22 protein-coding genes are annotated in these 24,070 nt (G+C 39.5%); 14 read left to right on the forward strand and 8 right to left on the reverse strand.

Annotated features, from left to right (window positions below; genetic code table 11):
- The first annotated feature begins 63 nt into the window (after positions 1-63).
- The 10 genes from Q8W26_RS10440 to Q8W26_RS10485 all read left to right on the forward strand — a co-directional run bounded on the left by Q8W26_RS10440 (position 64) and on the right by Q8W26_RS10485 (position 12,647).
- Positions 64-1,584: an aldehyde dehydrogenase family protein gene (locus tag Q8W26_RS10440; RefSeq protein ID WP_101215410.1), complete on the forward strand. Its 1,521-nt coding sequence runs from the start codon at positions 64-66 to the stop codon at positions 1,582-1,584.
- 34 nt (positions 1,585-1,618) lie between these two features.
- Positions 1,619-3,709: a NosR/NirI family protein gene (locus Q8W26_RS10445; protein WP_101215411.1), complete on the forward strand. Its 2,091-nt coding sequence runs from the start codon at positions 1,619-1,621 to the stop codon at positions 3,707-3,709.
- A 131-nt stretch (positions 3,710-3,840) separates the two neighbouring features.
- Positions 3,841-3,912 (forward strand): pyrroloquinoline quinone precursor peptide PqqA, encoded by a 72-nt coding sequence (pqqA, locus tag Q8W26_RS10450; RefSeq protein ID WP_011041711.1) that lies wholly within the window; start codon positions 3,841-3,843, stop codon positions 3,910-3,912.
- Between the two features lie 85 nt (positions 3,913-3,997).
- Positions 3,998-4,915, forward strand: coding sequence for a pyrroloquinoline quinone biosynthesis protein PqqB (pqqB, locus tag Q8W26_RS10455; protein ID WP_101215412.1), 918 nt, complete (start codon positions 3,998-4,000; stop codon positions 4,913-4,915).
- A gap of 12 nt (positions 4,916-4,927) precedes the next feature.
- Positions 4,928-5,680, forward strand: a complete 753-nt coding sequence (gene pqqC, locus Q8W26_RS10460; protein WP_101215413.1) for a pyrroloquinoline-quinone synthase PqqC — start codon at positions 4,928-4,930, stop codon at positions 5,678-5,680.
- Positions 5,680-5,952 carry a pyrroloquinoline quinone biosynthesis peptide chaperone PqqD gene (pqqD, locus tag Q8W26_RS10465; protein ID WP_101215414.1) on the forward strand — a complete coding sequence of 91 codons (273 nt, stop codon included), beginning with the start codon at positions 5,680-5,682 and terminating at the stop codon, positions 5,950-5,952. Before pqqC ends, pqqD begins: the two co-directional genes overlap by 1 nt.
- Positions 5,945-7,066, forward strand: coding sequence for a pyrroloquinoline quinone biosynthesis protein PqqE (gene pqqE / locus Q8W26_RS10470; RefSeq protein ID WP_101215415.1), 1,122 nt, complete (start codon positions 5,945-5,947; stop codon positions 7,064-7,066). Before pqqD ends, pqqE begins: the two co-directional genes overlap by 8 nt.
- 11 nt (positions 7,067-7,077) lie before the next feature.
- Complete coding sequence (locus tag Q8W26_RS10475; protein WP_305473294.1) at positions 7,078-8,961, forward strand: insulinase family protein; 1,884 nt, start codon at positions 7,078-7,080, stop codon at positions 8,959-8,961.
- On the forward strand, positions 8,921-10,054 hold the full coding sequence (nosP, locus tag Q8W26_RS10480; RefSeq protein ID WP_101215417.1) for a nitric oxide-sensing protein NosP: 1,134 nt from the start codon (positions 8,921-8,923) through the stop codon (positions 10,052-10,054). The genes Q8W26_RS10475 and nosP overlap by 41 nt, the downstream gene beginning before the upstream one ends.
- A complete protein-coding gene (locus Q8W26_RS10485; protein WP_101215418.1) occupies positions 10,047-12,647 on the forward strand; it encodes a PAS domain-containing hybrid sensor histidine kinase/response regulator in 2,601 nt (866 codons plus the stop codon). The genes nosP and Q8W26_RS10485 overlap by 8 nt, the downstream gene beginning before the upstream one ends.
- A 336-nt stretch (positions 12,648-12,983) precedes the next feature.
- Here the strand turns inward: Q8W26_RS10485 and Q8W26_RS10490 are convergent, their stop codons facing one another.
- Together Q8W26_RS10490 and Q8W26_RS10495 are read right to left on the reverse strand one after the other, a co-directional pair.
- The gene (locus Q8W26_RS10490) at positions 12,984-13,655 is read right to left on the reverse strand and encodes a response regulator transcription factor (RefSeq protein ID WP_101215431.1); all 672 of its coding nucleotides are present in this window, start codon (positions 13,653-13,655) and stop codon (positions 12,984-12,986) included.
- A gap of 168 nt (positions 13,656-13,823) precedes the next feature.
- A complete protein-coding gene (locus Q8W26_RS10495) occupies positions 13,824-14,987 on the reverse strand; it encodes a porin (RefSeq protein WP_101215419.1) in 1,164 nt (387 codons plus the stop codon).
- A 377-nt stretch (positions 14,988-15,364) separates the two neighbouring features.
- On the opposite strand from Q8W26_RS10495, the gene gndA reads away from it, so the two are divergent.
- Both gndA and Q8W26_RS10505 read left to right on the forward strand, forming a co-directional pair.
- Entirely contained in the window at positions 15,365-16,894 is a 1,530-nt protein-coding gene (gndA, locus tag Q8W26_RS10500; protein WP_101215420.1) for an NADP-dependent phosphogluconate dehydrogenase, read from the forward strand.
- Positions 16,895-17,046: 152 nt separating this feature from the next.
- Positions 17,047-17,379 carry a hypothetical protein gene (locus Q8W26_RS10505; protein ID WP_101215421.1) on the forward strand — a complete coding sequence of 111 codons (333 nt, stop codon included), beginning with the start codon at positions 17,047-17,049 and terminating at the stop codon, positions 17,377-17,379.
- 8 nt (positions 17,380-17,387) lie between these two features.
- Here the strand turns inward: Q8W26_RS10505 and Q8W26_RS10510 are convergent, their stop codons facing one another.
- Positions 17,388-18,656 (reverse strand): site-specific integrase, encoded by a 1,269-nt coding sequence (locus Q8W26_RS10510; RefSeq protein WP_101215422.1) that lies wholly within the window; start codon positions 18,654-18,656, stop codon positions 17,388-17,390.
- Between the two features lie 394 nt (positions 18,657-19,050).
- On the opposite strand from Q8W26_RS10510, the gene Q8W26_RS10515 reads away from it, so the two are divergent.
- Positions 19,051-19,539, forward strand: coding sequence for a DUF1456 family protein (locus tag Q8W26_RS10515; protein ID WP_101215423.1), 489 nt, complete (start codon positions 19,051-19,053; stop codon positions 19,537-19,539).
- Positions 19,540-19,598: 59 nt separating this feature from the next.
- Here Q8W26_RS10515 and Q8W26_RS10520 read toward each other — a convergent pair whose 3' ends face one another.
- Both Q8W26_RS10520 and Q8W26_RS10525 read right to left on the reverse strand, forming a co-directional pair.
- Positions 19,599-21,179 (reverse strand): cation:proton antiporter family protein, encoded by a 1,581-nt coding sequence (locus tag Q8W26_RS10520; RefSeq protein WP_101215424.1) that lies wholly within the window; start codon positions 21,177-21,179, stop codon positions 19,599-19,601.
- A gap of 63 nt (positions 21,180-21,242) precedes the next feature.
- Entirely contained in the window at positions 21,243-21,716 is a 474-nt protein-coding gene (locus tag Q8W26_RS10525; RefSeq protein WP_101215425.1) for an FKBP-type peptidyl-prolyl cis-trans isomerase, read from the reverse strand.
- A 93-nt stretch (positions 21,717-21,809) separates the two neighbouring features.
- Between Q8W26_RS10525 and Q8W26_RS10530 the strand changes: the two genes are divergently transcribed.
- Positions 21,810-22,163 carry a hypothetical protein gene (locus tag Q8W26_RS10530; protein WP_101215426.1) on the forward strand — a complete coding sequence of 118 codons (354 nt, stop codon included), beginning with the start codon at positions 21,810-21,812 and terminating at the stop codon, positions 22,161-22,163.
- Here Q8W26_RS10530 and Q8W26_RS10535 read toward each other — a convergent pair.
- From Q8W26_RS10535 to Q8W26_RS10545, 3 genes are read right to left on the reverse strand one after another with little or no spacing between them, the layout of a single operon-like run.
- Complete coding sequence (locus tag Q8W26_RS10535) at positions 22,160-22,636, reverse strand: thioredoxin family protein (protein ID WP_305473302.1); 477 nt, start codon at positions 22,634-22,636, stop codon at positions 22,160-22,162. The genes Q8W26_RS10530 and Q8W26_RS10535 overlap by 4 nt on opposite strands.
- Before the next feature lie 2 nt (positions 22,637-22,638).
- Positions 22,639-23,364: a DUF4377 domain-containing protein gene (locus tag Q8W26_RS10540; RefSeq protein WP_101215427.1), complete on the reverse strand. Its 726-nt coding sequence runs from the start codon at positions 23,362-23,364 to the stop codon at positions 22,639-22,641.
- A gap of 14 nt (positions 23,365-23,378) precedes the next feature.
- Positions 23,379-23,894, reverse strand: a complete 516-nt coding sequence (locus tag Q8W26_RS10545; protein ID WP_101215428.1) for an RNA methyltransferase — start codon at positions 23,892-23,894, stop codon at positions 23,379-23,381.
- Positions 23,895-24,070 lie beyond the last annotated feature (176 nt).

Here is a 24,070-nt window from a genome sequence, read left to right on the forward strand (position 1 = left end):
AACATATTACAACTAAAGCTACTTGGTATAAAATTCAAGTTAGCACTTTTATTGAGGTGTTCTATGATCTATGCATATCCTGGCAGTGAAGGTTCTGTCGTTACTTTTAAACCACGTTATGAAAACTTCATTGGCGGTGAGTGGGTTGCACCAGTAAACGGTAATTACTTTACCAATTCTACGCCAGTAACGGGCGAAGCATTTTGTGAAATCCCTCGTTCGTGTGAAAAAGACATTGAGCTAGCACTAGATGCTGCACACGCTGCAAAAGATGCTTGGGGCAAAACCTCTGTAGCAGAACGTTCAAATATCTTATTAAAAATTGCTGATGCAATCGAAGCTAACCTAGAAACGCTTGCTGTTGCAGAAACTTGGGATAATGGTAAAGCTGTTCGTGAAACATTAGCTGCTGATGTTCCACTATGTGTTGATCACTTCCGCTACTACGCTGGTTGTATCCGTGCTCAAGAAGGCACACTTTCTCAAATCGATGATGACACTGTTGCTTACCACTTCAACGAGCCGCTAGGTGTTGTTGGTCAAATTATTCCTTGGAACTTCCCATTACTAATGGCCGCTTGGAAACTGGCTCCAGCTTTAGCTGCCGGTAACTGTATCGTATTGAAACCTGCTGAACAAACACCAGTAAGTATTCTTGTTTTTGCTGAGATTATTGCAGATATCTTACCAGCGGGTACATTAAACATTGTTAATGGATTTGGTCGTGAAGCAGGTGAAGCATTAGCAACTAGCACTCGTATTGCGAAAATTGCATTTACAGGCTCTACTCCTGTAGGTAGCCACATCTTAAAATGTGCTGCTGAAAATCTAATCCCATCAACTGTTGAATTAGGTGGTAAGTCTCCTAATATCTACTTCAACGATGTTGTTGCTCACGAAGATGATTACCTAGAGAAGTGTGCTGAAGGTTTCGTTCTTGGTTTCTTTAACCAAGGTGAAGTATGTACCTGTCCATCTCGTGCATTAATTCAAGAAGACATCTTTGAAGAATTCATGGGACACGTTATCGCTAAAGCTAAGAAGATTGTTCGTGGTAACCCACTTGATACAGAAACTATGGTTGGTGCTCAAGCTTCTAAAGAGCAATTCGACAAGATCATGGGATATCTACAAGTTGGTGTTAACGAAGGCGCTGAAGTATTAACTGGTGGTGATAAAGAAACACTAGGTGATTCTTTCGATACTGGTTATTACATCCAACCGACTATTCTTAAAGGTAATAACTCAATGCGTATCTTCCAAGAAGAAATTTTTGGTCCAGTTATCGCTGTAACAACCTTTAAAGATGAAGCTGAAGCTCTAGAAATTGCAAACGATACAGCATACGGCCTAGGTGCTGGTGTATGGACTCGTGATACAAACAAAGCTTACAGAATGGGTCGTGGTATTGAAGCTGGTCGTGTTTGGACTAACTGTTACCATCTATATCCTGCTCACGCTGCATTTGGTGGCTACAAGAAATCTGGTATTGGTCGTGAGACTCATAAGATGATGCTTGGTCATTACCAACAAACTAAGAACTTATTAGTTAGCTACAGCACAAGCCCGTTAGGTTTCTTCTAAACCCAGCTGACGTTGTATAATAAGGAGCTCTACTATGCTGATTAATTCATTGAAAAGCATAGTAGGGCTTTTTCTGTTTTTAATAATCTCATTAGCCCAACCAGCAATCGCTTTTGTTGGAGAGCAGGGCGTAGTTACTACAATCCCCGTTGATGTTAAACAAGCATTTCCTAGCGCGACACGAGTAAAACGCGTCGAAAAAAATCCAAACATAACTGGTGTCTACCAGTTGAACGAACTCATTGGTTATACTTTCGAGTCAGATCATTTTACCAATTTCATCGGTTTTTCCGGTAAAACAATAAACTTGTTTATTGCCCTTGATCCTCACGGGGTGATAACCAGTATCAAAGTGCTAGACCACCACGAACCCATTTTTATTCATGGGCTTGGTGAAAGGCCTATGATTCAATTTATCAAACAGTTTGAATCGCATTCAATCAAAGAGCGCTTTATAGTTGACGCTCGAGACCGTCAGATGAAGGATGTGACTCACATTGATGGCGTAACAAAAGCGACAGTCTCAGCATTAGTGATTAATGATACAATTATCGCGTCAGCGCTTAAAGTTGCTCGTACGATGCTCGAGGGTTTTGCACCTTTGAGTACAAAAGTTCTAGATGAAAACCTTTTCGAACCCTTGTCTTTCAACCAATTAGTCGAACGTGGAATGGTCGCTCACTGGTCATTGGCCAAGCAGGACACTATTCAAGCGTTTTCACACCTAGCTCAACCATTAAGTGATTATGATGACGCTGGGCCTCTCATTGACCTATACATAGCTCCGATCACTGTTCCCATCGTTGGCAGAAACATTTTAGGTGATAATGAGTATCGACGTTTAATTGATAGTATTGCGCCTGGCAGCAGTGCTTTAATGGTCATCGATAATGGAGAGTATGGCTTTATTAGTGATGATTTTATCCCCCAAACGGCGCCTGAGCGTTTTAAAGTAGGGCAGTCAGGGTTGCCACAAGATAGCCGAGATATCGATTTTTATAGTTTTAACGACCCATTTTTTAATAGCCCTTTGCCAATTCACAAGCGTTTGAAAGTATTAAACATCAAGTCTCAATCTGGATTTGAACTATCATCGCCAATAAATTTTGCTGTTACAGTTGATTATAGCCAATCATTTTTAGTTAAAAATACAGAACACCTCACCTTTGATTTCACTTTACCTGATTCACTGTTTGTTGAGAATGCGGCTGCTCTTGAACCAAAACAACAACCGTTATGGCTGAAGTTATGGCAACAGCGCTGGTTGGAAGTCGTTATCACTATCCTCTACTTAGCTTTTGTCACGTTTATATTTTTAAACCCTGATAGATTTAGCACTAATACAACGATTAGGGTTTTGAACATCACCATTCAGGTACGTCATATTGCCTTGTGCTTCGTGATTGCGGTGATTGGCTTTTATAGCCAAGGTCAGCTTTCAGTCGTAAATATATACACATTGTTCCTTTCCATATATCAGGGATTTAATATAGAGGTATTCTTACTAGACCCTATTATTTTCATTCTTTGGTTGTTTGTATTTATTGCTACGATTTTATGGGGAAGAGGTGTTTTTTGCGGTTGGCTATGTCCGTTTGGTGCTTTACAAGAGTTTGCCACCACATTGGCCACTAAACTAAAAATTAAGCAATATAAAATAAAACCTCACCACCATCAACGTGCTAGAGCAATCAAGTACATTCTTTTGCTTGGACTTGTTGGCAGTGCTTTTTATTCGCTAACCCTTGCTGGTCAATTAGCTGAAGTTGAACCGTTCAAAACGGCTATTACTTTATACTTTGTGCGCTATTGGCCCTTTACAGTGTATGCAATTATCCTTGTAATTCTGAGTTTAAAAATTCATAAGTTCTACTGTCGTTATCTATGTCCTTTAGGGGCTGGCTTTGGAGTACTTGGTCGTTTCCCGTTGCTTAAATGGATACGCAGACGTCAAGAATGCGGCAATCCTTGCCAACTCTGCCAAAGCAAAAAATGTGGCATAGATGCTATTAATAAAACAGGAAGTATCAATTACAGTGAATGTATTGGGTGTTTCGATTGTGTTGTAACCATCAACGACCCTAAGTTGTGTGTGATTGATAAATATAAGAAGAGAGTTAAATAGTTGATTTTTTGATGCTAATTAATATGTGTCCTCAACCAACGAACCGATATATTCAATCCAAAGTATGATTTTGTTTGTTCTGCGGACAGCCTATAGTGAAACTCTAGCTAAAACTACAAAAGGAGAAAGCTATGTGGACTAAGCCAAAGTTTGAAGAAATGCGTTTAGGTTTTGAAGTGACTCTGTATATCAGCAATCGCTAAGAAACACCCTAAAGGCTACTTCTGTAGCCTTTTTACCCTCCATTTTATCCTCAATTAAAATCACAACAAACGAGTATAAATAGCTATGAAGATATTAGTTCTCGGATCAGCTGCAGGTGGTGGATTTCCTCAATGGAACTGCCACTGCGCTAATTGTAAGGGCCTTAGAGAAGGCACTATAAAAGCAACACCTCGTACCCAGTCTTCAATTGCCGTTAGTCTTGATGGTAAAGATTGGGTGTTAATTAATGCATCCCCCGATTTAAGACAACAAATCAATCAGTCTCCACAGTTGTGGCCAGAAAACCAAACACGTGGGACCAATATTCGTGGAGTCTTACTCTGTGATAGTCAGGTCGACCACACCACTGGGTTGTTAACTTTACGAGAAGGTCTACCACTCGATGTATATTGTACTAAAGAGGTACATCAAGATTTATCTACGACTTATCCCCTTTTTAACATGTTGTCTCATTGGCATGGGGGTCTTAGTTACAAGACAATAGGGACAGATCATACTCAAGCGTTTACTGTAACTGGTGTCAGTGGGCTAAGTTTTTATCCTGTTGTGCTAGAAAGTAATGCGCCGCCTTACTCAACGTATCGTGATGCCGTTGTCGATGGTAATAATATCGGACTAAAGATTGTCGACGAGAAAACCGGTAAATGGCTATTTTACGCACCTGGTATTGTTGAAACAAACCCACTAGTGGAACAAATGTTAGATGGGGCCTCTTGTGCGCTTATTGATGGCACGTTATGGCTTGATGATGAAATGATCAGTCAAGGCGTTGGCGAAAAACTAGGGAGTGAAATGGGACACATGCCAGTTAATGGAGAGTTTGGTTCTGTATCATTGTTAAATCGATTTAACATTGATCGCAAAATTTTGATACATATCAATAACACCAATCCCATTTTGAATGAAGATTCTAAAGCACATCAATACGTTATTGAGAACGGTGTCGAGATTGCCACCGACGGTCTAGAAATCACGATTTAAGAGAGAGTTGCTATGAGCCAGCCTTTAACAAAAGAACAATTCGAAAAACAGCTACGTGAGAAAGGGGCCTTGTATCATATATATCACCCATTCCACATCGCTATGCATAACGGCGAATGCAGCAAAGAACAAATCCAAGGATGGGTAGCAAATCGATTTTATTATCAAGTCAACATACCAGTTAAAGACGCCGCTATTATGGCTAACTGTAGAGATATTAATACTCGCCGTCAGTGGATACAGCGTATTTTAGATCATGATGGCAGTGTTGGCGATGAAACGCTTGGCGGTATTGAGGCATGGTTACAATTAGGTGAAGCTGTTGGCCTCACTCGTGAACAACTATTGTCACAAGAGTTAGTGCTTCCCGGTGTTCGTTTCGCTGTTGATGCGTATGTAAATTTTGCACGTCGTGCGAGCTGGGAAGAAGCCGCTTGTTCTTCATTAACAGAAATGTTTGCGCCTGAAATTCATCAAAGTCGTTTAGATTCTTGGCCAGATAACTATCCTTGGATAGATAAGAAAGGGCTAGAGTATTTTCAAATGCGTTTATCCCAAGCGAGACGCGATGTGAATCACGGTTTGCAAATCACCCTTGATCATTTTAAAACAGCTGAACAACAAGCGCATGCCCTTAACATCCTACAGTTTAAACTAGATATTTTATGGTCAATGCTTGATGCAATGACTATGGCCTATGATTATAAACGTGCCCCATATCACGGTATAATCGAGACCCCAAGTTATCATCAAGGAATATTTTAATGTCTGATTTATCTAAAGTACCTCAGTTTAACCGTTTATTCCGTTTGCAGTTTGAACCTGCACAAGATAGCTTTGTGCTTCTATTTCCTGAAGGCATGGTAAAACTAAACCCAAGTGCCGGTGCAATCCTTGAACAAGTTGACGGTGATAGTTCTGTGGCTGGTATTATAAATAAATTACAGTCTAAATTTCCTGAAGCGGGAGATTTAACCCCTGATGTCTGTGATTTTTTAATCACTGCAGAAGAGAAGAAGTGGATTTACTATGCGTGATTCGACCTTAGTTAATGCAGGGCCACCGTTTTGGCTACTGGCTGAACTTACTTATGACTGCCCATTGCATTGCCCATACTGTTCAAACCCAACAGATATGGGCGATAGAAAAGATGAAATTGACACGCAAGCTTGGCGTGATGTTATGACTCAAGCCCGTAAAATGGGGGCCGTCCAATTAGGATTTTCGGGTGGTGAACCTCTTTTACGTAAAGATCTAGAAGAGCTTGTTGCTCATGGTAGGCAATTGGGGTTTTACACTAACTTGATTACATCAGGGATTGGTCTAACAAGTAAGCGAATTGCAAAACTTAAGGAAGCTGGGCTAGACCATATTCAAATTAGTTTTCAAGGGGCAGATCCAGAAGTCAATGACGCAATTGCTGGTCGAGGTAAGGCATACCAACAGAAATTCGAAATGGCACAACAAGTTAAAGCGCAAGGGTACCCAATGGTACTTAACTTTGTTATTTCCAAGCAAAATATTGAACAAATCCCTCAGATACTTGACCTTGCCACTGAACTTGAAGCTGATTATGTTGAGTTAGCCACGGCACAATATTATGGTTGGGCTTATCATAACAGGGACCATTTATTACCAAGCAAAGCCGCTTTAGATAAAGCGGAACAGCAAGTTAATGAATATCGAGCAAACCAAAACGGGCAAGGCCCCCAGTTTATCTTTGTGACACCAGATTATTACGAAGACAGACCCAAGGCTTGTATGAATGGTTGGGCATCTACCTTCTTAACCGTAACTCCTGACGGATCTGCGTTACCCTGTCATAGCGCCAAACTTCTACCGTTGGAGTTTCCAAATGTAAAAGATAAAACCATTGAAGAAATCTGGCAACAAGACTTTTCTTTTAATCGGTTTCGTGGTGATAGTTGGATGAAAGAACCTTGCTCCAGCTGTAGTGAAAAGGCAGATGATTTTGGAGGGTGTCGTTGTCAAGCTTATATGATGACTGGTGACATGGAAAATACAGACCCTGTGTGTGCAAAATCTCCTCACAAGCACTTAATCAAAGATGCGATTGCTAAAGCTGAACATCCAGACACGCCTTTACTTTATCGGGATAATAGTAAAGATATTGTCCGAGTTAAGTTATAAATGAGGTTGCATTGTTCTTTACTAAAGTATCTAGCTCACCTTTAACACACCAGCACCGTAGTGTTGCACCAGAATCGGATTTAGTTCGTTACACTGCGGTTTTTGCTATACCAACGCCAATTACCGATGACTCAGGTATAGCCCACGCCATTGAACATCTTATATTTAGGCGAAGCACGAGATTTCCTAATCCCAGTACTTTGTTTAAAATCAATGCCCTGGCCAGTGTAAAGATTAACGCAAGTACCACAGACGGTATCACGTATTATTTTTGCCAAAGTGATTATATCGACGACTTTTTGCTAGCATTTGACTACCTCGTATCAAATATTTTCTCTCCAACGTTTTCTAGACAGGATTTACCTTTCGAGGTGCATGGTAGCGGGGGTAAAGGCGTTATTTTTAGGGAATTACAAGCATTAGAGAAAACCATAAAATTTAGAAATACGGCTTTGTCTTATACGCAATTATTATCACTTGATAGTTCTAATCAACGCATTTCTCTTTATGGAGGTATCAGTGATAAGTTGACGAACATCACCGTCGATAAATTAACGGAGTATTATCAAACTCACTATAGACCGGAACGCGTTACTCTGTACACCGAGCTAGCGGAAGTAAAGCCGTCAGATTCGTTTAATAAAATCATACATCTCTTACAGAATGCGTTAACGCAACGTGACTGCTTTAATGAAAGACTTCCTGAAAAAAATGATGAAGAAAAACAATCCATCCTAAAAGAATCGGTATGTACTGAACTTAACGATACGCTGCTTACCTCATGTTGGATTCCGGTAAGCTACATTACAACCATCAAACAGAACTATTGTGTGATAAAGGGGTTTGATGTGAAAGATCAGCTTCAAGTGTTGCCCTTTGATGAAACTAAAAACGGAGCTGAGCAATTCGCTCTGAGGTTCATTCATCAATCTAATCTGAGCAAGAACATTGATAGTATTATTAGTTATCTTGTAGATATTTTAGAGCAAGAGGGGGAAAAGGCGACCCTTTCAGAAAACAACAACATTAACAGTACAAAACAGCAAGACCAAGTTAGCCATATAATGAAATGGCACATAAATGCTCTTAGGAATACAACAGGCAGTCAGCCATCAAAACTTGAAGTGACATCGACAAAAATATACCAGCAAGCGGTCTTGTCAATGACAAAGCCTGCTGCGCAAACCCCTACCAGTCTCTCTAGTTTATATGATAACGGCCGAGGGTTCCCAGCTAGCTTCCTAGTTTGTAATAAACAAGGCAGTCACTACTCCGCTGATATTAATTCATTGAGTTACCCAAAGGCACCACCACAACAAATTCCCCGCCTGTTCAGTCCACTAAAGCAAGCAATCAAGACAGAATTAGACAAAAGTAGCATTTTATTCAATAAACAAACGAGCAAGGATCTGTTTATCGAACAGGTGCTCGGTTGTTATGACAAAGATCACTTTCTATTGTGTTTCAGTGTTAAAAATCAACATGCAGTCAAAGTGACTGTGTTGAGTTACCTGTTAGCGGGTTCGAGCCAATTGTTAGCCCCACGGTTGGCAGGGCTGTGTTACGCAACAGATATTCGCTTTCTTAAAGGTGAGAATGCACTCTATATCTATACCGCGTTTGACATTAATCCACAAAATAGGATCAGCTCGGTACTTGAGGGGTTAACATCTTTGCAGCAAGACACTGACTATCTAAAACACTACTTATTATCTGCAAAGGATAAATTAGCCAAAGAATTAGTGTCGACACACGAAACCGATTCGATTGACTTAAGCGTATCTGATATACAAGAAATGATTAAAGAATTAGTAATAATAATTAAAAATAACACTACTAATATTAAGGGACTTCATGACACAGCAATATACAATCACCGCAGTTACACGACATAAAGATCCAGTCAGTGCTAGTCAAGAGTTAAGGAGGCAATTTGATCACTCAATAGATGCAGTGATCTTTTTTTGTTCTACTTGTTACCGCTTAGCTGAACTTGGCGTTGCACTGGACAAGGCTTTTGCTGGCATTCCACTTTTTGGTTGTACTTCAGCAGGTGAAATCACAAATCAAGGGTACGAATCGCAGTGCATTATCGCTGTAGGCTTTAAATCTAGTCACTTTAAAATTTCAGCTCAGATGATAAACCCAATCACTGAGTTTAACCTTGTTCAAGCACATACCACCGTTAATGAATTAATTGAACAGTCTCAACACCCTAGCTTTGATAAACGTTTCATGATGACACTCCTTGATGGGTTATCAGCAGATGAAGAACAGTTTTTGAACAGCCTAGATTCAGCAGCAGGAGAAATTGAGCACTTCGGTGGCTCTGCTGGCGATGATATTAACTTGGCTAAAACTCATATCTATCACAGAGGTAAATTTTACCAAGATAGTGCGATTGTGATCATGGTTAATACTCGCTGTAATTTCGAAGTTTTTTCAACAAATCATATTGGCGTTGCCCAAGAGAAACTCGTTGTTACCGCTGCAGATTCACCTACTAGGACGATCTATGAACTCAATGCAGAGCCAGCGGCTATAGAGTATGCGAGACTGCTTAATCTATCTGTTGACCAGCTAACCCCTGAAGTGTTTTCACTCAACCCCTTAGCGGTAAAGGTAGGGGGTAATTATTATTTCCGTTCTATACAAAAAGTTAATGAACAAGATAATAGCCTGACGTTTTATTGTGCCGTAGATAGTGGCATTGTATTAACTGCGGTGACTTTAGAGGATGTGTTTGCACGTTTAGGTAAAAAATTGATGCATATAACAGCCCGGCATGGAGAACATGACATTGTACTGGCGTGCGATTGCATTCTGCGGCGCCTTGAGATTCAGCAAAAAAATCTTGAGATCACAGCACAATCATTATTTGAACAATACAACATTGTTGGATTTAATACCTATGGTGAACACATCAATGGCATTCACTTAAACCAAACATTCACCGGTGTATATATTAGTGGAGAAGATAATGAGTGAATTAAAGCCAAGTTATGATGAACTCGTGTCACTATTAGAAGATGCGCAGAAAAAAAATAGAAAATTATCAAAAATAAATCAAGCGTTAATTGATCGTGTCGAAGCAGGTGGTTCTAACCGTTACGATGCTTACTCGACGTTTGAAAATTCTGTTCACTTGGCCAAACAAGTTCGTGAAAAAACCGAAGCGTTAAATGAGACGCTGGTCAAGCTTGAACGAAGTAATCGCGATTTAACTAAAGCGAACAAACAGTCAAACCTATTTAAACAACGTTTTATTGATGCCATAGAAAGTATTTCTGATGCTTTTGTTTTACTCGATAATGAAGGTCGGATCATTTTACAAAATAGTCATTTTAGTAACTTCTGGCGTAATTCAAACCTACCAACAGACAAAGGCGTGAATCTGCGTGATTTAAAAGAACTTGCAAAGGTTCGAGGGATTATTCGTCAAGCATATCCAGGTGATGCTGATACTAGCCCTGTGTATCAGTTAAATGATGGTCGATGGTTTCAATTAAATGAACGCTCTACCGTTGAGGGCGGCTGGGTTATGCTCTATACCGATATCACCGCGTTGAAAGTTGCAGAGTCTGCACGTTTCGAGCGTGCCATAGAGCAAAAATCACAAATGCTGCAAAGCTTGGTAGATAACCTATCTCAAGGTGTTGTGCTTGTTAATGGTGATAATAAGGTAGAAATATGGAATAAGCGCTTTTCTGAAATTAGCCATCTTTCACCAAGTATTTTGGGTAATACGCCATATTTCAACACACTACAAAGCTTGACCGAATTAGATTTATTGTCAAAATCATCCGAGGGTGAAGCGTTTTATGTGCAGGAACTATCTAATGGCATGGTTGTTGAAGTTCGTGAACATGCCATTTCTAATGATCAATTAGTTAAAACCTATACAGACATTACTGAACGGCATCAATATGCGGTGTCCCTTGAGCGCAGGAAAAATTGGCTTAGATTGATCACAGATAATGTACCAGCGATGATTGCTTACATCGGGGCGGATCTTAAATTTCAATTCACAAATAGAGTTTACGTTGATTGGTATGGCTTACAACCTGATAGTTTAAATGGGGTCACTTTAGAAGAGAGCCGTACTCAAGGTGATTATAACAAGTTACGTCCTTACGTAGAAATAGCATTATCTGGTAATAGTGTTAGTTTTGAAATAGAAGAGATGGATCTCGAAAACAGAATTAGTTACCAACTAAAATCTTATGTACCGAATAAAGATAGCAATGGGCAAGTACTAGGCTTCTTTGTCCTAGTGAGGAATATTACATCACGACGGGAAAGTGCACTCGCACTACAACGTGCACATGATCAATTGGAATTGCGTGTCACTGAGCGTACTTTTGAATTGCAGAATGTAAATGATAAATTACTCAAAGAAGTTGAAGACAGGCGTAAAGCTCAAGCCAACCTTCTTTCAGCAAAAAAAGAAGCAGAACAAGCCAACCAATCTAAGAGCAAGTTCCTAGCCGCTGTTAGTCATGATTTATTACAGCCGCTTAACGCGGCGAAGTTATTCACCAGTTCGGTTTCTGATATGATTTCTTCACCGGATAAACGCAAACTCATTGGCAACATTGCCAATTCATTAGACGACTTAGAAAGTTTAATTTGTACCTTAGTTGATATTTCAAAGTTAGATGCTGGTGTTGTTAAAGCGGATAAGAATTCGTTTAATCTTGGTGAGTTGATGGATAACTTGGTGACAGAGTATCGTCATTTAGCACCGCAGTACTCTGTAAAGCTCCATTATGTGCGGCCAAACTTGGTCGTTAATAGTGATAGCGTCTTGTTAGCACGTATATTGAGAAACTTCCTTTCAAATGCTTTTCGTTATACTGAGCAAGGCAAAGTATTACTTGGTTGTAGACGAACCGACGAACATGTTTATATTGAAGTGTGGGACAATGGTGCCGGGATTGCAGAGGATGAGCTGTCAGTTATTTTCCAAGAATTTAAACGATTAAAAAGCTCAGCCAAAGCCTTTAGCAATGGATTAGGCTTGGGTCTTGCCATTGTTGATAAGCTTTCGACAGTTCTTGAACATCCAATTAAGGTTAGATCTGAGCAATTTAAAGGTTCAATGTTTTCTGTCAAAGTCCCCCTTGGAACTATTGTTAGACCGAAAACATCGCAATTAAATCCGCTAGTACAACATTCAAACAATAACCTTAATGGTGCTAAAATATGGGTGGTTGATAATGACCAAACAATTTGTGAAGGTATGGCAGTACTTTTATCGAATTGGGGCTGTGAGGTTATCACTGCAACGGATTATAGCGACCTTGCCAATCAAGTTGATATAGCTAACAGCTGTGCCGACTTACTTATTCTAGATTATCATTTGGATGATGGTGTCACAGGGTTACAAGTTGCAGAACAAATAAAACAAGCACGAGGGGAGTCATTACCAATGATAATGATCACCGCCAATTACAGCCAAAGTTTAAAGAACTTTGTAAAGAAAAAACATATTCTTTTACTAAATAAGCCCGTTAAACCAATGAAACTTAAAACAACGATGATGTATTTATTGAATGAGGCCGCTAAGTCTATCGCATAGAATAGAGCTGACCAATATAAAGGCTATGTCTTAGTTAACTGTTGTAGATATTTTTATTACTTTAATTCAATGTATTAAATGTATCAGATGACACTTCTGCGTGAGACATGCCCCGGTATTAATTGCCTTTAAGGGAAGAACTGTTAGGAGAAAAAATTAGGGACGGATTGTTAGATTTTGACGCATGGATGCACATCAAAGTCGGTGACGTTAAGACAGCTTTACTCTTAAAGAACCGCTACGATTAACAAATCGTAACAGTTAACTGCGACATAGCTAATAAAAAGCCCAACTTGATTACTCAAGTTGGGCTCTGCTTAGCATGTGAATGTTCAGCTACCGCTTAAGGTATTGATTAAAGTCAATATCACTACAACCCACAACAGCTTGAACACGGTTATAAACCCCTAATTTTTTCAAAATTGAAGATACATGTGATTTAACTGTTGTCTCAGAGATATTAAGGTTATAAGCGATTTGTTTATTGGCTTCCCCTTTAGTCATACAACGCAGCACCATGAGCTGACGACGTGTTAGTGACGATAACGTTTCTGAACATACCTTAAACTCTTTGCTTTGAGAGCCAGATTGGCTTGATGAGCTGTCATCGCTACGAATGATGTCAGAGGGTAGGTAAACATTACCGCCGAATACACTTTCAATTGCGTCGCCAATAGTATCCTTAGATGATGATTTGGCAATAAAACCTACGGCACCATATGCAATAGTTTGTAAGATTGTTTGTTTTTCTTCTTCCGCTGATACAACCACTACAGGAGTTGTAGGGCATTCATTACGTAGCTCTAGTAATCCGTTAAGGCCAGCCATGCCTGGCATATTTAGATCGAGTAAAATAAGGTCGATATCATCGTTAGACTTAGCAAACTCTATCGTAGAGTCCATGTCTGGGGTTTCAAACGTCTGACTGTCGCTAAAGCGTCCAGCGATGATGTTGACGATAGCATCACGAAATAAAGGATGGTCATCTGCTATTAACACTTTATACATAACTAAACTCACTGAAACTTTTGAATATAGTTTAATGTACCCTAACCATACAAAGAAACAAGCAATAGTTATCATACCTTAGGAGTAGACTACCGTTGCTTTAGTAGTAACAGATAAAAAAAGGGCCAATTAAGGCCCTTTAATATTAATAAGTTACGTTCTCATTCATTAGAAAGTAAGAACAGCACCTAATGCTATAGTATTGTTTTCTTCACCCATTGGTGAACCAGCCATTTCTACTTCAGTCTTGTTAAATTCTGCAACAAATGTTACGCCAGTGTAAAGTGTACGGAAGTAAGCAACACCAGCATTACTGTGAGTGACTTCAGATGAGCTGCTCTTGTTCTCATTTTCTGACTCACCGTATGTCAAGACAAAACGGTTTGCGCCACTAGAGAATGCACCTTGAACTAAGAAACCTGATGACTCATTGTCATCAGAACCAACGAGGTGATCTAAGCCAGCAACATGACCTAAACCTTCAGACTGATAACCTGATGCAGTCAGTGAGAAGCCGTTACTGCTGAATTTTGCACCGTAGCCGACACCTGATTGGTCATGATCTTTACCAGCAACTTGTGATGATTGTGTTACTGCACTTGCCCATGCTTTAAAGTCTGCTCCATCGCTTACTTTACCGCTATAAATTAACTCAGCTTCTAAACGTGGCATATCTTCAGACGATCCTGCTGCTGCTTTATTCGGGTCCATTAAACCAACTGCAAATTTGAAACCGTTCATTTCTTTAGAGCGGTAAGTAATTTGAGATTTAGGGAAAGTATAAGTATAACCCGTTGAGATGTTACCAAAAGATACATTGCCGCCATCAACTAAACCAAAGAAATCAGATGTTTGGCCAAAACCTAATAGTAGTTGATCGTTCATGATGTTTTCACGGTTAAATAGACCAAAATCTTTACCGATTAAAACTTCACCCCAGTCGCCGCTCACTTTACCGTAGAACTGACGAACATCGATAAGTGTGCCTGTACCTAAATCATTTGGTGACGCGTCACGATTATTATCTGAGTCATTAACAGAAACCCAAAATGAAGAGCGAACATCGACTTTTACATCGGACATCTGGTTTGCGAAATTAAAGCCAATGTTGTTTGGTAAGAAACCCATTCTTACACGAGATTGGTCACGGTCAGATGTTGCACCTGTAGCATCAGTTTTTTCAATTGAACTGTTGCTGTAAAAAACGTTAACAAGGCCGTCAGAAGAAAATGACATGCCATCGTTCTCATATAAAGTCACTGCTGCTTGTGTATTTAGTGACAAAAGAGAACATGCTATTGCAGCGCTACAAAGTGTAATTTTAGTTTTCATTATAGTTTCCTATGTGCTGTAAGTTGATTAATCATAGGAAATGAACAAAATTCATACTATTGTTCAGAAGGTTATATTAGTTGATAATTAGAACACCACAATAAGGAGTATGACTTAAGTAGTAAAAGTATGAGGTTATAAAAACATCAAAATGCACTTTATATAATCAGCGACCATCGCGAATGTAGAAATATCAGACAATTTATTGCTTATTTACGTAATATAATTACGCGTTTTTAACTTAGTTTTGAAGTACGCCACAGTATTCTACTTATTGCGTAGTGAAATTTTTTTAATGTAGTATTATTATTACAAAAATGGATAAGCTATAATATGAGGGTATTTTTATTTAAACGACTCATCTTAGGTTTATTTGTATGACAGAACAGACTCCATTATGTGATATCGGCTTTATTGGCTTAGGTGTCATGGGGAAAAATATTGCGCTAAATCTAGCGGATAACGGCTATAAAATTGCAGCTTTTGATTTAGACCACCAAAAAGTTGATGAAATCATTGCTCAAGATAAAATAGAGCGTAAAGAGCAAGACCCTCGTATTGTTGCATGTTCTTCATATACAGAACTATTAAGCAAACTTACTGCACCTCACCTTATTATCTTATCTGTTCCTGCGGGAGCACCCGTAGATGATGTCTGTCATAAATTAATCGATGCTGGTATTTGTGCCGACGATATCATTGTTGATACAGGTAACAGCTTATGGACTGACACTATCGAGCGTGAAAAGCAATACCATGGTAAATTCATTTTCTTTACGACTGCCGTTTCGGGTGGAGAAGTGGGAGCCCGTTTCGGCCCTTCTTTAATGCCTAGTGGTGACCCATACGCGTGGGCACGGATCGAGCCTATTTGGCATGCTATTTCTGCAAAGGTTTGCCCTGAAACCGGTAAAGCTCTTGAACGAACATCAATTGACCAGCCGCTACCACAAGGCGAGCCATGTGCAACCTATATAGGCCCGGCAGGCTCTGGTCATTACGTCAAAATGGTTCACAACGGCATCGAATATGCTGATATGCAGTTAATATGTGAAGCTTACCACGTCATGCGCGAATCGTTATCCATGACTCCTAAACAGATTGCGTCTGTTTTTAAAACATGGAATAAAGGTGTACTAAACAGTTATTTAATGGAGATTTCTGCTGAAGTTCTTGAGCAAGACGATCCAGAAACTGGGAAGCCACTAGTCGATATTATCCTCGATAAGGCAGGACAAAAGGGCACTGGCTTGTGGACAGCTGTCAGCGCTCTTGAGGTAGGAAGCCCGGCAGCAACCATCGCTCAATCAGTATTTGCTCGTTCTTTATCGACATTGAAGCATGCACGTATCAGAGCTGCAAAGTTGCTAGAAGGGCCTGAGCCGCAAGTGGTTAGTGAAGAACAACGACTACAATCTATTGAACAATTACATGATGCATTATATTGCTCGAAGATTGTTGCTTACGCCCAAGGCTTTCAACTAATTAAGTTAGCAGCGAGACAGCAAAAATGGCCTTTAGATTTCGGCGGTATTGCCAAAATTTGGCGTGCTGGCTGTATTATCCGTGCTGCCTTTTTACAAAAAATTACCGATGCGTATGACCGTGATGATGAATTAGGTAACTTATTACTCGATAGTTATTTCTCTGGCGAAGTTGCTAAATATCAGCATAACTGGCGTCAAGCCATTGCAAGTGCGACCCTTAATGGCATTCCTTGTGGTGGTTTTAGTTCAGCTTTAGCGTATTATGACTCTTACCGTACTGAAACGCTGCCAGCGAATTTATTACAAGGGCAGCGAGACTACTTCGGTGCTCACACATTTGAGCGAATCGATCAACCGGCTGGTAAGAAATTCCATGTCAAATGGTCAGAACCAGGTAGGCCATTAGTTAAAATTGATTAACACCTAACACAAATCTTAAAAGCACAGTAATCTGTGCTTTTTTTATGTGAAATTTTTAGCGGCTCCGCACAATAATGTTTCTTTTTTAATCAGTCTATCTGTATTACACTAATAGAGTGAAATAAACAATATGCCTAACAGAGGGAGGGTTTATGACACAGATTAACCCCTTGGTCGCAGGAGCTGAGATAGCTTTGGCTCGGTCATCCTCCAATTCAGCAGCCGATCAACACATCACACAAAATAGGGCGGGTTTGCCTAAACCCGACTTAGGAGAATTTAAGAAAGAAGTCGTTCAAGTCACCCAATTAGCCCGTGAAAAACAGCAACAAGAACAGGGATTACAAGCATTAAGCCAAGACAAGCCCCAAGCGAATGAGGCTATTAGAGTTTCAAGTAGTCTTGGAAAAAGTCAGTCAGTAGGGCAGTTAACAGAGACTCAAGCTATTAAAATATATAAACAAATAGCGAATATACTGACATAGCAACCTTTCTAAACTTTACGATCTTGCCCTGACATCGCACGGTCTTTAATATTCGTTTGGATATAGTTTTTGTCTGTCGTTTCAGATGAAGCATGACCGAGTTCGTCTGCTAAATGCTTCAATGGTCGAGTTCCTGCATCTTCTGTTGCTCCGGTGTGCCTTAACCAATGTGTAGTCGCAGCCATTAAATAATTAGCGTCATCATCAAAACCATCATTATTGAGTGCTGTAATTGCTAAATCAAAACTTTGTTCAACAATCCGTCTAATTTGTCTCGCCGTCATATTACCGCTACCGCGTAGCTTATTAAGCATCGGGGTATCTTCATCTGGAGAAGGTAGGCCAATTAATCCACGATACTTACGATACCGTTGTAGATAGCTTATGTAGGCGGGTGGTACTGTGACATCACGGATCTTATTTCCTTTACCAAAGACGGTTAAATACCAAAAGTTGTCGTTATCCTTAGTAAAATGTGACATTTTCGGTTGCCATTTACTGTGTTCGGAAAGTTCTGACACACGTAGATAGAGGCTTTTAAGTGTGGCAATAATAAACAGGTTTCGTTCAAATTTAGCATCTTTATCAGCGTGATCTCTAGTCACTCCAAGGACATATTCCCATTGAAGTTGGCTTAAGGTATCTGGTGTTTTACGTTGAACTTGCTTAATAAGAAATGGACAACTGCGTTTAACGACAGGAACATAATTCTTGTCACAAACTTCTTCCATTTGTGCATGTTTGTACAATACGCTGATGGCGGTAAAAGTAGATGTTAAAGATTCTTGCGACGGCCGATAATCATCTACATTTGCCACGCGGTTTGGGTCTTTTTTACTTAGAGATTTTGCTACTTTTGCCACGAACGGACGCCAGTTGGGATTGGATTTAAATATTCCAGCGTGTTCAATAAAACGTTGTTGAACAGACAAGCCAATCCATTGTTTGTTCGGCTGCCAGACAAAATCAATATATGCCTCGATATCTTTACGACCAACATCGAAAATTCCTTTCTCACGAACTTGCCAACAAAATAAACACAAACGTTCTGCTTCATTTCTAAATCGTAAAAATGTGCCGTCTGATTTTCGTCCCATAATGTGTAAAAACTCTAGAACAAAGAGTAATTCTTTTGTGGCTGTTGATTTGAGACCGCCCAAGGAATTTAGAAAAGTGTCCAGTGCAGGATACTCGTTGGCCAGCGTATTATTTTGTATGGCTTGTTGCTGATACTTTATTTCCGAAAACGTATTAATGAGTGGTGTTACTGTGTACATATAAACCTTAGGATAATAATGATAACAAATCATAAACTTAATTAAACAGAGTCTATCTTATGATACCCCTAATGTCCAATACTTAAGAGTATTGGACATTAGGGACCTAAGTGACTGCTCTGGTGACTGATTCCGTTGTTAATCAGCCCACTAAGGCTTCATTTGCGCTGACGGATCCCCTGTGTAAACTACTGATTTATAAATATAAATTTGTCATTTGGTTTATTTATTGCGCGTCCGTACGTGAAATGTGAGCAAACATCAGTACAATCTGCCGCCAAAAAATAATCTCAGTACCAATTATAATTAACAGATTGGCAGTTTTTAAATAATTAACTACATTAACAATGCAAATTGTGATAGTTTTCCACTTCAAATTTTAAGAGACAGAATCATGATAAATAATTTAGTTTTACGCCGCCTACGCTATGCTTTGAATCTACGTGAAGCATCAATGGTCGAGATTTTTAAGTTAGCTGACAGAAAAATTAAAGCAGGTGAAATCAGCAATTTATTAATGCGCGAAAAACAAGAAGGTTTCGTTGAATGTGATGATGTAACTCTTGAACAGTTTCTCGATGGTTTGATTATAAAGTTACGCGGACCTCGTGACGAGTCTGCAGCACCGCTAACGAAACAAAAAGTTCGTATTAATAACAACATCATCCTCAAAAAAATCCGTATCGCACTCGAGTTACGAGAAGACGATCTGTTAGAGATTATGCAAATTGCAGATTTTAAATTCTCTAAATCTGAGATGAGTGCTTTTTTCCGCAAGCCAGGTTCACGACAATACAAGCCTTGTGGTGACCAAATGATTAGAAACTTTCTCATCGGTTTATGTGAAAAGAACCGACCATCTGATGATAAAAAGAATAACTAATCGTAATAATAAGAAAAGGGAGCGACAAGCTCCCTTTTCTTTTCAACTATCAACCTAGTTTAAATAGGTTTGTTAAATAGTTTTTCTGTAACATGTTCCGCAAATCCACTACCGGCTTCTAAATAGAAGTTATAAGTAGAATGTACGCCCATCTTTTCAAGCTCGCTCTGTTGATCAGGGTAATTTGCAATAGCAGAAACTTGACCGTCAAAACCAGATGCTTTTAATTGTTCCAAAGCAGAGATGTTTTGAATATGCTTTGGCATCGCTAACATGACCATTTCAACTTCTGAATGGTTAATTCGTTGCCAAAAATCTGGATCGGTTGCATCAGCAAGAATAACATTGCGACCTCTCTCTTGATGTCTAACAATACTGTCTTGGTTAATATCGACACCTGCAACAGCGTCTGGATAATGCTGTGCAATAGTTTCATAAGCACCCGTTCCAATACGTCCCATACCAAAAATAAGAATTTTTGTATCCGCTAACTCTACTGGTCTCTCTTGATCTAAACGTTCTTTAGACTCAAAGCGCGATAAAAACTCTTCGAGTTTAACGTAAATATCATTTGAACTGGTATTCAACGGAGAGGCTAAAATGAACGTTATAGAGACTGCAATAGCAACAACCGCGAGCCACTCACCAGAAACCCAGTCATTTGAAGCAGCTAGCGCACAAACTATCAAACCAAACTCACTAAAGTTTGCCAATGTGAATGAACTTAATAATGACGTACGAGCTCTGAGCTTAAACTGATTGGTCAGTACATAATATAAGATGACTTTTATAGGTAGAACTAAGACAATAATTAGAGCAGCAAATAGAGCCTCAGCAGTCAGATTTGCATTTAGTCCGATGGTTAAGAAGAAGCCAACTAGCATTAAATCTTTAAAGTTAAGTAAAGATTTAGCTAACTCCCCTGCTTTCTTATGCGGAGCAAAAATCATACCTATTATAAGTGCACCCAAATCGCCCTTTAAACCAGCAAATTCAAATGCTTGATAACCGATCAATAAAGCAAAAAAGAAGCCAAACAACGGAAGTAATTCACCGTGTTTAGAACGACTTAAAATGACATAAAATATTGGACGGATCAGCGGTAATAGAACTAACAACCCAAGCGCATACCAGTTTGGAACTTTTCCTGTGCTAACCGCTAAAAATATAACAGCAAAGATATCCTGCATTATCAGAATACCGATGGATACCTTACCATGCAAACTTCCCATTTCACCGCGCTGTTCAAGCACTTTCACAGCAAAAACGGTACTGGAAAAGCTAAACGCAAAGCCTATCAATAAAGATGTTTGAAGTGTCAAATCAGTAAATAGCGGTAGCCCGAACTGCGCTAAAAGCATAATAAACGCAGAGAATAAGGCGGTGCTTAACACAATGTGGATTGAAGCGGGTGCCCAGACATAAGCTTTGGTCAGGCTTTCTACACGTAATTTTAAACCGATAGTAAAAAGTAATAAAGTGACACCTAAGTCTGCAATGTTTTGTAGTAAATCAGTTGATTGATAACCCACTAAATGTAAGATAAAGCCAGCCGCTAAAAAGCCGATCATCGGAGGTAATCTTAACTGTAAAATAACGAAGCCACAGACAAATGCTGTACTAAAGAAGATAAGTTCCATAAATGAGTATAAGTTAATACTAGGTATTAAACTTAGTTAGCCCCCCAAAAGTAGTTAAAATGATTATTTAAATTCAAATAGTTCAACGTCAAAAATAAGAACAGAACCAGGAGGGATCGAGCCCGTGCTTCGGTTTTGATAACCTAATTCACTCGGAATATAGAAACGCGTTTTTTGGCCAACAACCATTAATTGTAGACCTTCTGTCCAGCCTTTTATTACCTGGTTAAGTCCGAAAGATATTGTTTCACCACGATCAACAGAGCTATCAAAGACGGTGCCGTCAATAAGTGTTCCGTGGTAGTGTACGGTTACCTTTGAGCGACTCGTTGGGTGTTCTTCCCCCGTACCTTCTGTTAATACTTTATACTGTAAACCGGAAGGAGTGACTTGGACGCCCTCTTCTAGTTTATTGGCTTCTAGAAACTGCTGCCCTATTTCTATGTTCACTTGTGCACTTTTCTTTGTTTGAGCGCTACGATTTAATAACCAAAAAATAGAAATAATGATTAAGCCGAGTATAATAAATTTTGACACAGTTACTTTCCTTTAAAATTGTTGTTGCAAAGATACTAAATAATTGAACATAACGATAATATTTTTTGATGTTATTCGTTAAATGGCTCCCAAATGACTAAAAATAAATATCTACGCTCCCCCCTAAAAACTATTATTGTGTCTCTAAGCGCAGTTTTTTTAAGTGCTTGTTACAGTAATTGGCCAGAGTTAGACACTGTCGCAGAATTAATAGCTTGTGACTATTCGACAAATCAATTACGTGACATTGCACAAAAACACGGTGCGACACATATAACCGATGAAGCATCTAGAACAATATCACTTTCAAAACACGACGATGCAATAGCTATCGTTATAAACAGTGAAAGAGAAATCGTTACAGTAGCAAAAACCAAATCAACCATCACAATGCTAGGTTTACAGCGTCAACAAGGCGACGTTATCGTTGTCCGTCGCTGTGATTAATTTTCTCGTTGGCTGATGACATCTAAAATATCGACTGTCCAAGTCTGATTGGGTTTTTCTACGATTCGTCCAATCTCATGGCCATGCTGATAAACGATCAATGTCGGTGTAAAGCGTAAATGATATTTCTCGTCAGCTTCTTTATTCGTATTTACACCGATAAGTTGTAATTTTTTATTCCCGCGCTCGAATAATTTTATGAGTCTGGGTACTTCTCTTACACTGTCATGACACCATGTACCAAACAATACGACAAATTCATAGGACTCATCGATGCGGCTCAGTGAACTTATCTCTTGTTCATCGATAATATATCGTCGATATTGATCATAAAAGTGAGCGTCACGCGTAAGAAGCTCTTGAGCGATAACAGGCCCAGTGATTGTTTTCCCTCGCGGCATTGAAAAGGCCATTTGGCTAAATAAAAATGTGACGGCTACGAAAGCCACAGCAGCAATTATTCTTACACTCATTATTAGTCCCAATCACTGGCAACAAAACTTGCGACTTGTTTTCCCTTACTATAAAAAATTAGCTCAGGCCAGTTAACTACGAACTGGTCTGTGTCGTATAGTGCATTGAGCATCGCTCGTTCAATTTGACCAATAGTGTTTGGATAACAAGCTTTCATAGACGAACCTAACGTTGAAAATGCTAAGTGTGAAGTTGAAAACTCATTGCTTTCGAAACTATTCACCACCGATGAAAAAAAACGATTACACCCAGAAAATCCTGTTAGTCCTTCATTTGATAATGTCAGGTAGGGTTTTTGATCAATCGCTGTAAAGCCAGGATGTGATAACAGATCGTCAATAGTTGACACGGATTTTAACTGCCACTGTCGCTTTGCGGTTAACATCGACTTCGGTAGAAACACTTGCTTAGCCCGCGAGATTAGCGATATAAACTGATAATCAACAGTTGATTGATCTGCGGCAACACTAGTACGCGGTACTTTGTTTATCTTAATCGTTTGATAGTGCCCTTCAGAAAAATTAAAACCATCAATCCGTTGGTAAAATAATTGCCATTCATCCTCCACCAATACATTCAAACACTGCTGATTGGCGACTCCAACACAGGATACTTTAAATGGGGCCACAGTGACAACTTGCTGCTCTTCACGGGGGGTAGATTGACAAGCAATTAGTCCAAAAAATAGAAACGTTGAAGCTATTACATTGATATACTTTTTGTTCATAATGACTCCCAAATTTAGGTCACTTTCAATCGATTATTATTGTCACGTGATTGCTTGATGAGTTCATCACCTTGCGCCTCAGCTCCCAACTTTGCAATCCTATCGTATAAAACCACATTAACAGTTGCCGCAAGATTCATGCAACCAACCGTAGGAATATAAATAACGTCATCGCACCAAGCAACGACTTCTTTATCGAGCGAGCGATCTTCTGGGCCAAAGATATAAAAAGCGTTTTCAGGGTGCTGATACTCCACTAGTGAAGTTGCTCCCTCAACGAGTTCAATTGCAACAGGGACAGCGCCGTGTGGGAGAGCTTGTTGAAATGTGTCTATGTGGTTGAGTGGTATTCGATTGGCTACATTTTTAGTATCGGTATGTAGCTTTTGCCCACGGGCAACAGCTTTATTGAAACGATTACCCGTATAAACAACGGAATTGGCATTATAACAGCCAGCGGCGCGCATTACGGCACCAACATTATCTGGGCTTTTAGGGTCCGTTAATCCTATGTGTGCTTGTTTAGTCATCAAGATGCGTTCATCGTAAAAATTGTTGGTAATTTTACGTGATGTAGCAAGGTAAGCAAGCGTCAGACCTCACTCTGCCAAAAAAAAGGGGCCAAAGCCCTAATGCCGATCAGTTAAGTAAAAAATAACTTGAAAAATGGCTCAATGAGATCAAAATCCGATGAATGCTTTTCATC

Origin of the sequence: Psychrobium sp. 1_MG-2023, from assembly GCF_030689115.1 — a bacterium.
Classification (GTDB): Bacteria; Pseudomonadota; Gammaproteobacteria; order Enterobacterales; family Psychrobiaceae; genus Psychrobium.

Excerpts from the sequence above, each read along its gene's own strand:
- Q8W26_RS10440 (WP_101215410.1), top strand. The coding sequence starts at position 64 with ATGATCTATGCATATCCTGGCAGTGAAGGTTCTGTCGTTACTTTTAAA.
- Q8W26_RS10445 (WP_101215411.1), top strand. The coding sequence starts at position 1,619 with ATGCTGATTAATTCATTGAAAAGCATAGTAGGGCTTTTTCTGTTTTTA.
- pqqB (WP_101215412.1), top strand. The coding sequence starts at position 3,998 with ATGAAGATATTAGTTCTCGGATCAGCTGCAGGTGGTGGATTTCCTCAA.
- pqqC (WP_101215413.1), top strand. The coding sequence starts at position 4,928 with ATGAGCCAGCCTTTAACAAAAGAACAATTCGAAAAACAGCTACGTGAG.
- pqqD (WP_101215414.1), top strand. The coding sequence starts at position 5,680 with ATGTCTGATTTATCTAAAGTACCTCAGTTTAACCGTTTATTCCGTTTG.
- pqqE (WP_101215415.1), top strand. The coding sequence starts at position 5,945 with ATGCGTGATTCGACCTTAGTTAATGCAGGGCCACCGTTTTGGCTACTG.
- nosP (WP_101215417.1), top strand. The coding sequence starts at position 8,921 with ATGACACAGCAATATACAATCACCGCAGTTACACGACATAAAGATCCA.
- Q8W26_RS10485 (WP_101215418.1), top strand. The coding sequence starts at position 10,047 with ATGAGTGAATTAAAGCCAAGTTATGATGAACTCGTGTCACTATTAGAA.
- Q8W26_RS10490 (WP_101215431.1), bottom strand. The coding sequence starts at position 13,655 with ATGTATAAAGTGTTAATAGCAGATGACCATCCTTTATTTCGTGATGCT.
- Q8W26_RS10495 (WP_101215419.1), bottom strand. The coding sequence starts at position 14,987 with ATGAAAACTAAAATTACACTTTGTAGCGCTGCAATAGCATGTTCTCTT.
- gndA (WP_101215420.1), top strand. The coding sequence starts at position 15,365 with ATGACAGAACAGACTCCATTATGTGATATCGGCTTTATTGGCTTAGGT.
- Q8W26_RS10505 (WP_101215421.1), top strand. The coding sequence starts at position 17,047 with ATGACACAGATTAACCCCTTGGTCGCAGGAGCTGAGATAGCTTTGGCT.
- Q8W26_RS10510 (WP_101215422.1), bottom strand. The coding sequence starts at position 18,656 with ATGTACACAGTAACACCACTCATTAATACGTTTTCGGAAATAAAGTAT.
- Q8W26_RS10515 (WP_101215423.1), top strand. The coding sequence starts at position 19,051 with ATGATAAATAATTTAGTTTTACGCCGCCTACGCTATGCTTTGAATCTA.
- Q8W26_RS10520 (WP_101215424.1), bottom strand. The coding sequence starts at position 21,179 with ATGGAACTTATCTTCTTTAGTACAGCATTTGTCTGTGGCTTCGTTATT.
- Q8W26_RS10530 (WP_101215426.1), top strand. The coding sequence starts at position 21,810 with ATGACTAAAAATAAATATCTACGCTCCCCCCTAAAAACTATTATTGTG.
- Q8W26_RS10535 (WP_305473302.1), bottom strand. The coding sequence starts at position 22,636 with ATGAGTGTAAGAATAATTGCTGCTGTGGCTTTCGTAGCCGTCACATTT.
- Q8W26_RS10540 (WP_101215427.1), bottom strand. The coding sequence starts at position 23,364 with ATGAACAAAAAGTATATCAATGTAATAGCTTCAACGTTTCTATTTTTT.
- Q8W26_RS10545 (WP_101215428.1), bottom strand. The coding sequence starts at position 23,894 with ATGACTAAACAAGCACACATAGGATTAACGGACCCTAAAAGCCCAGAT.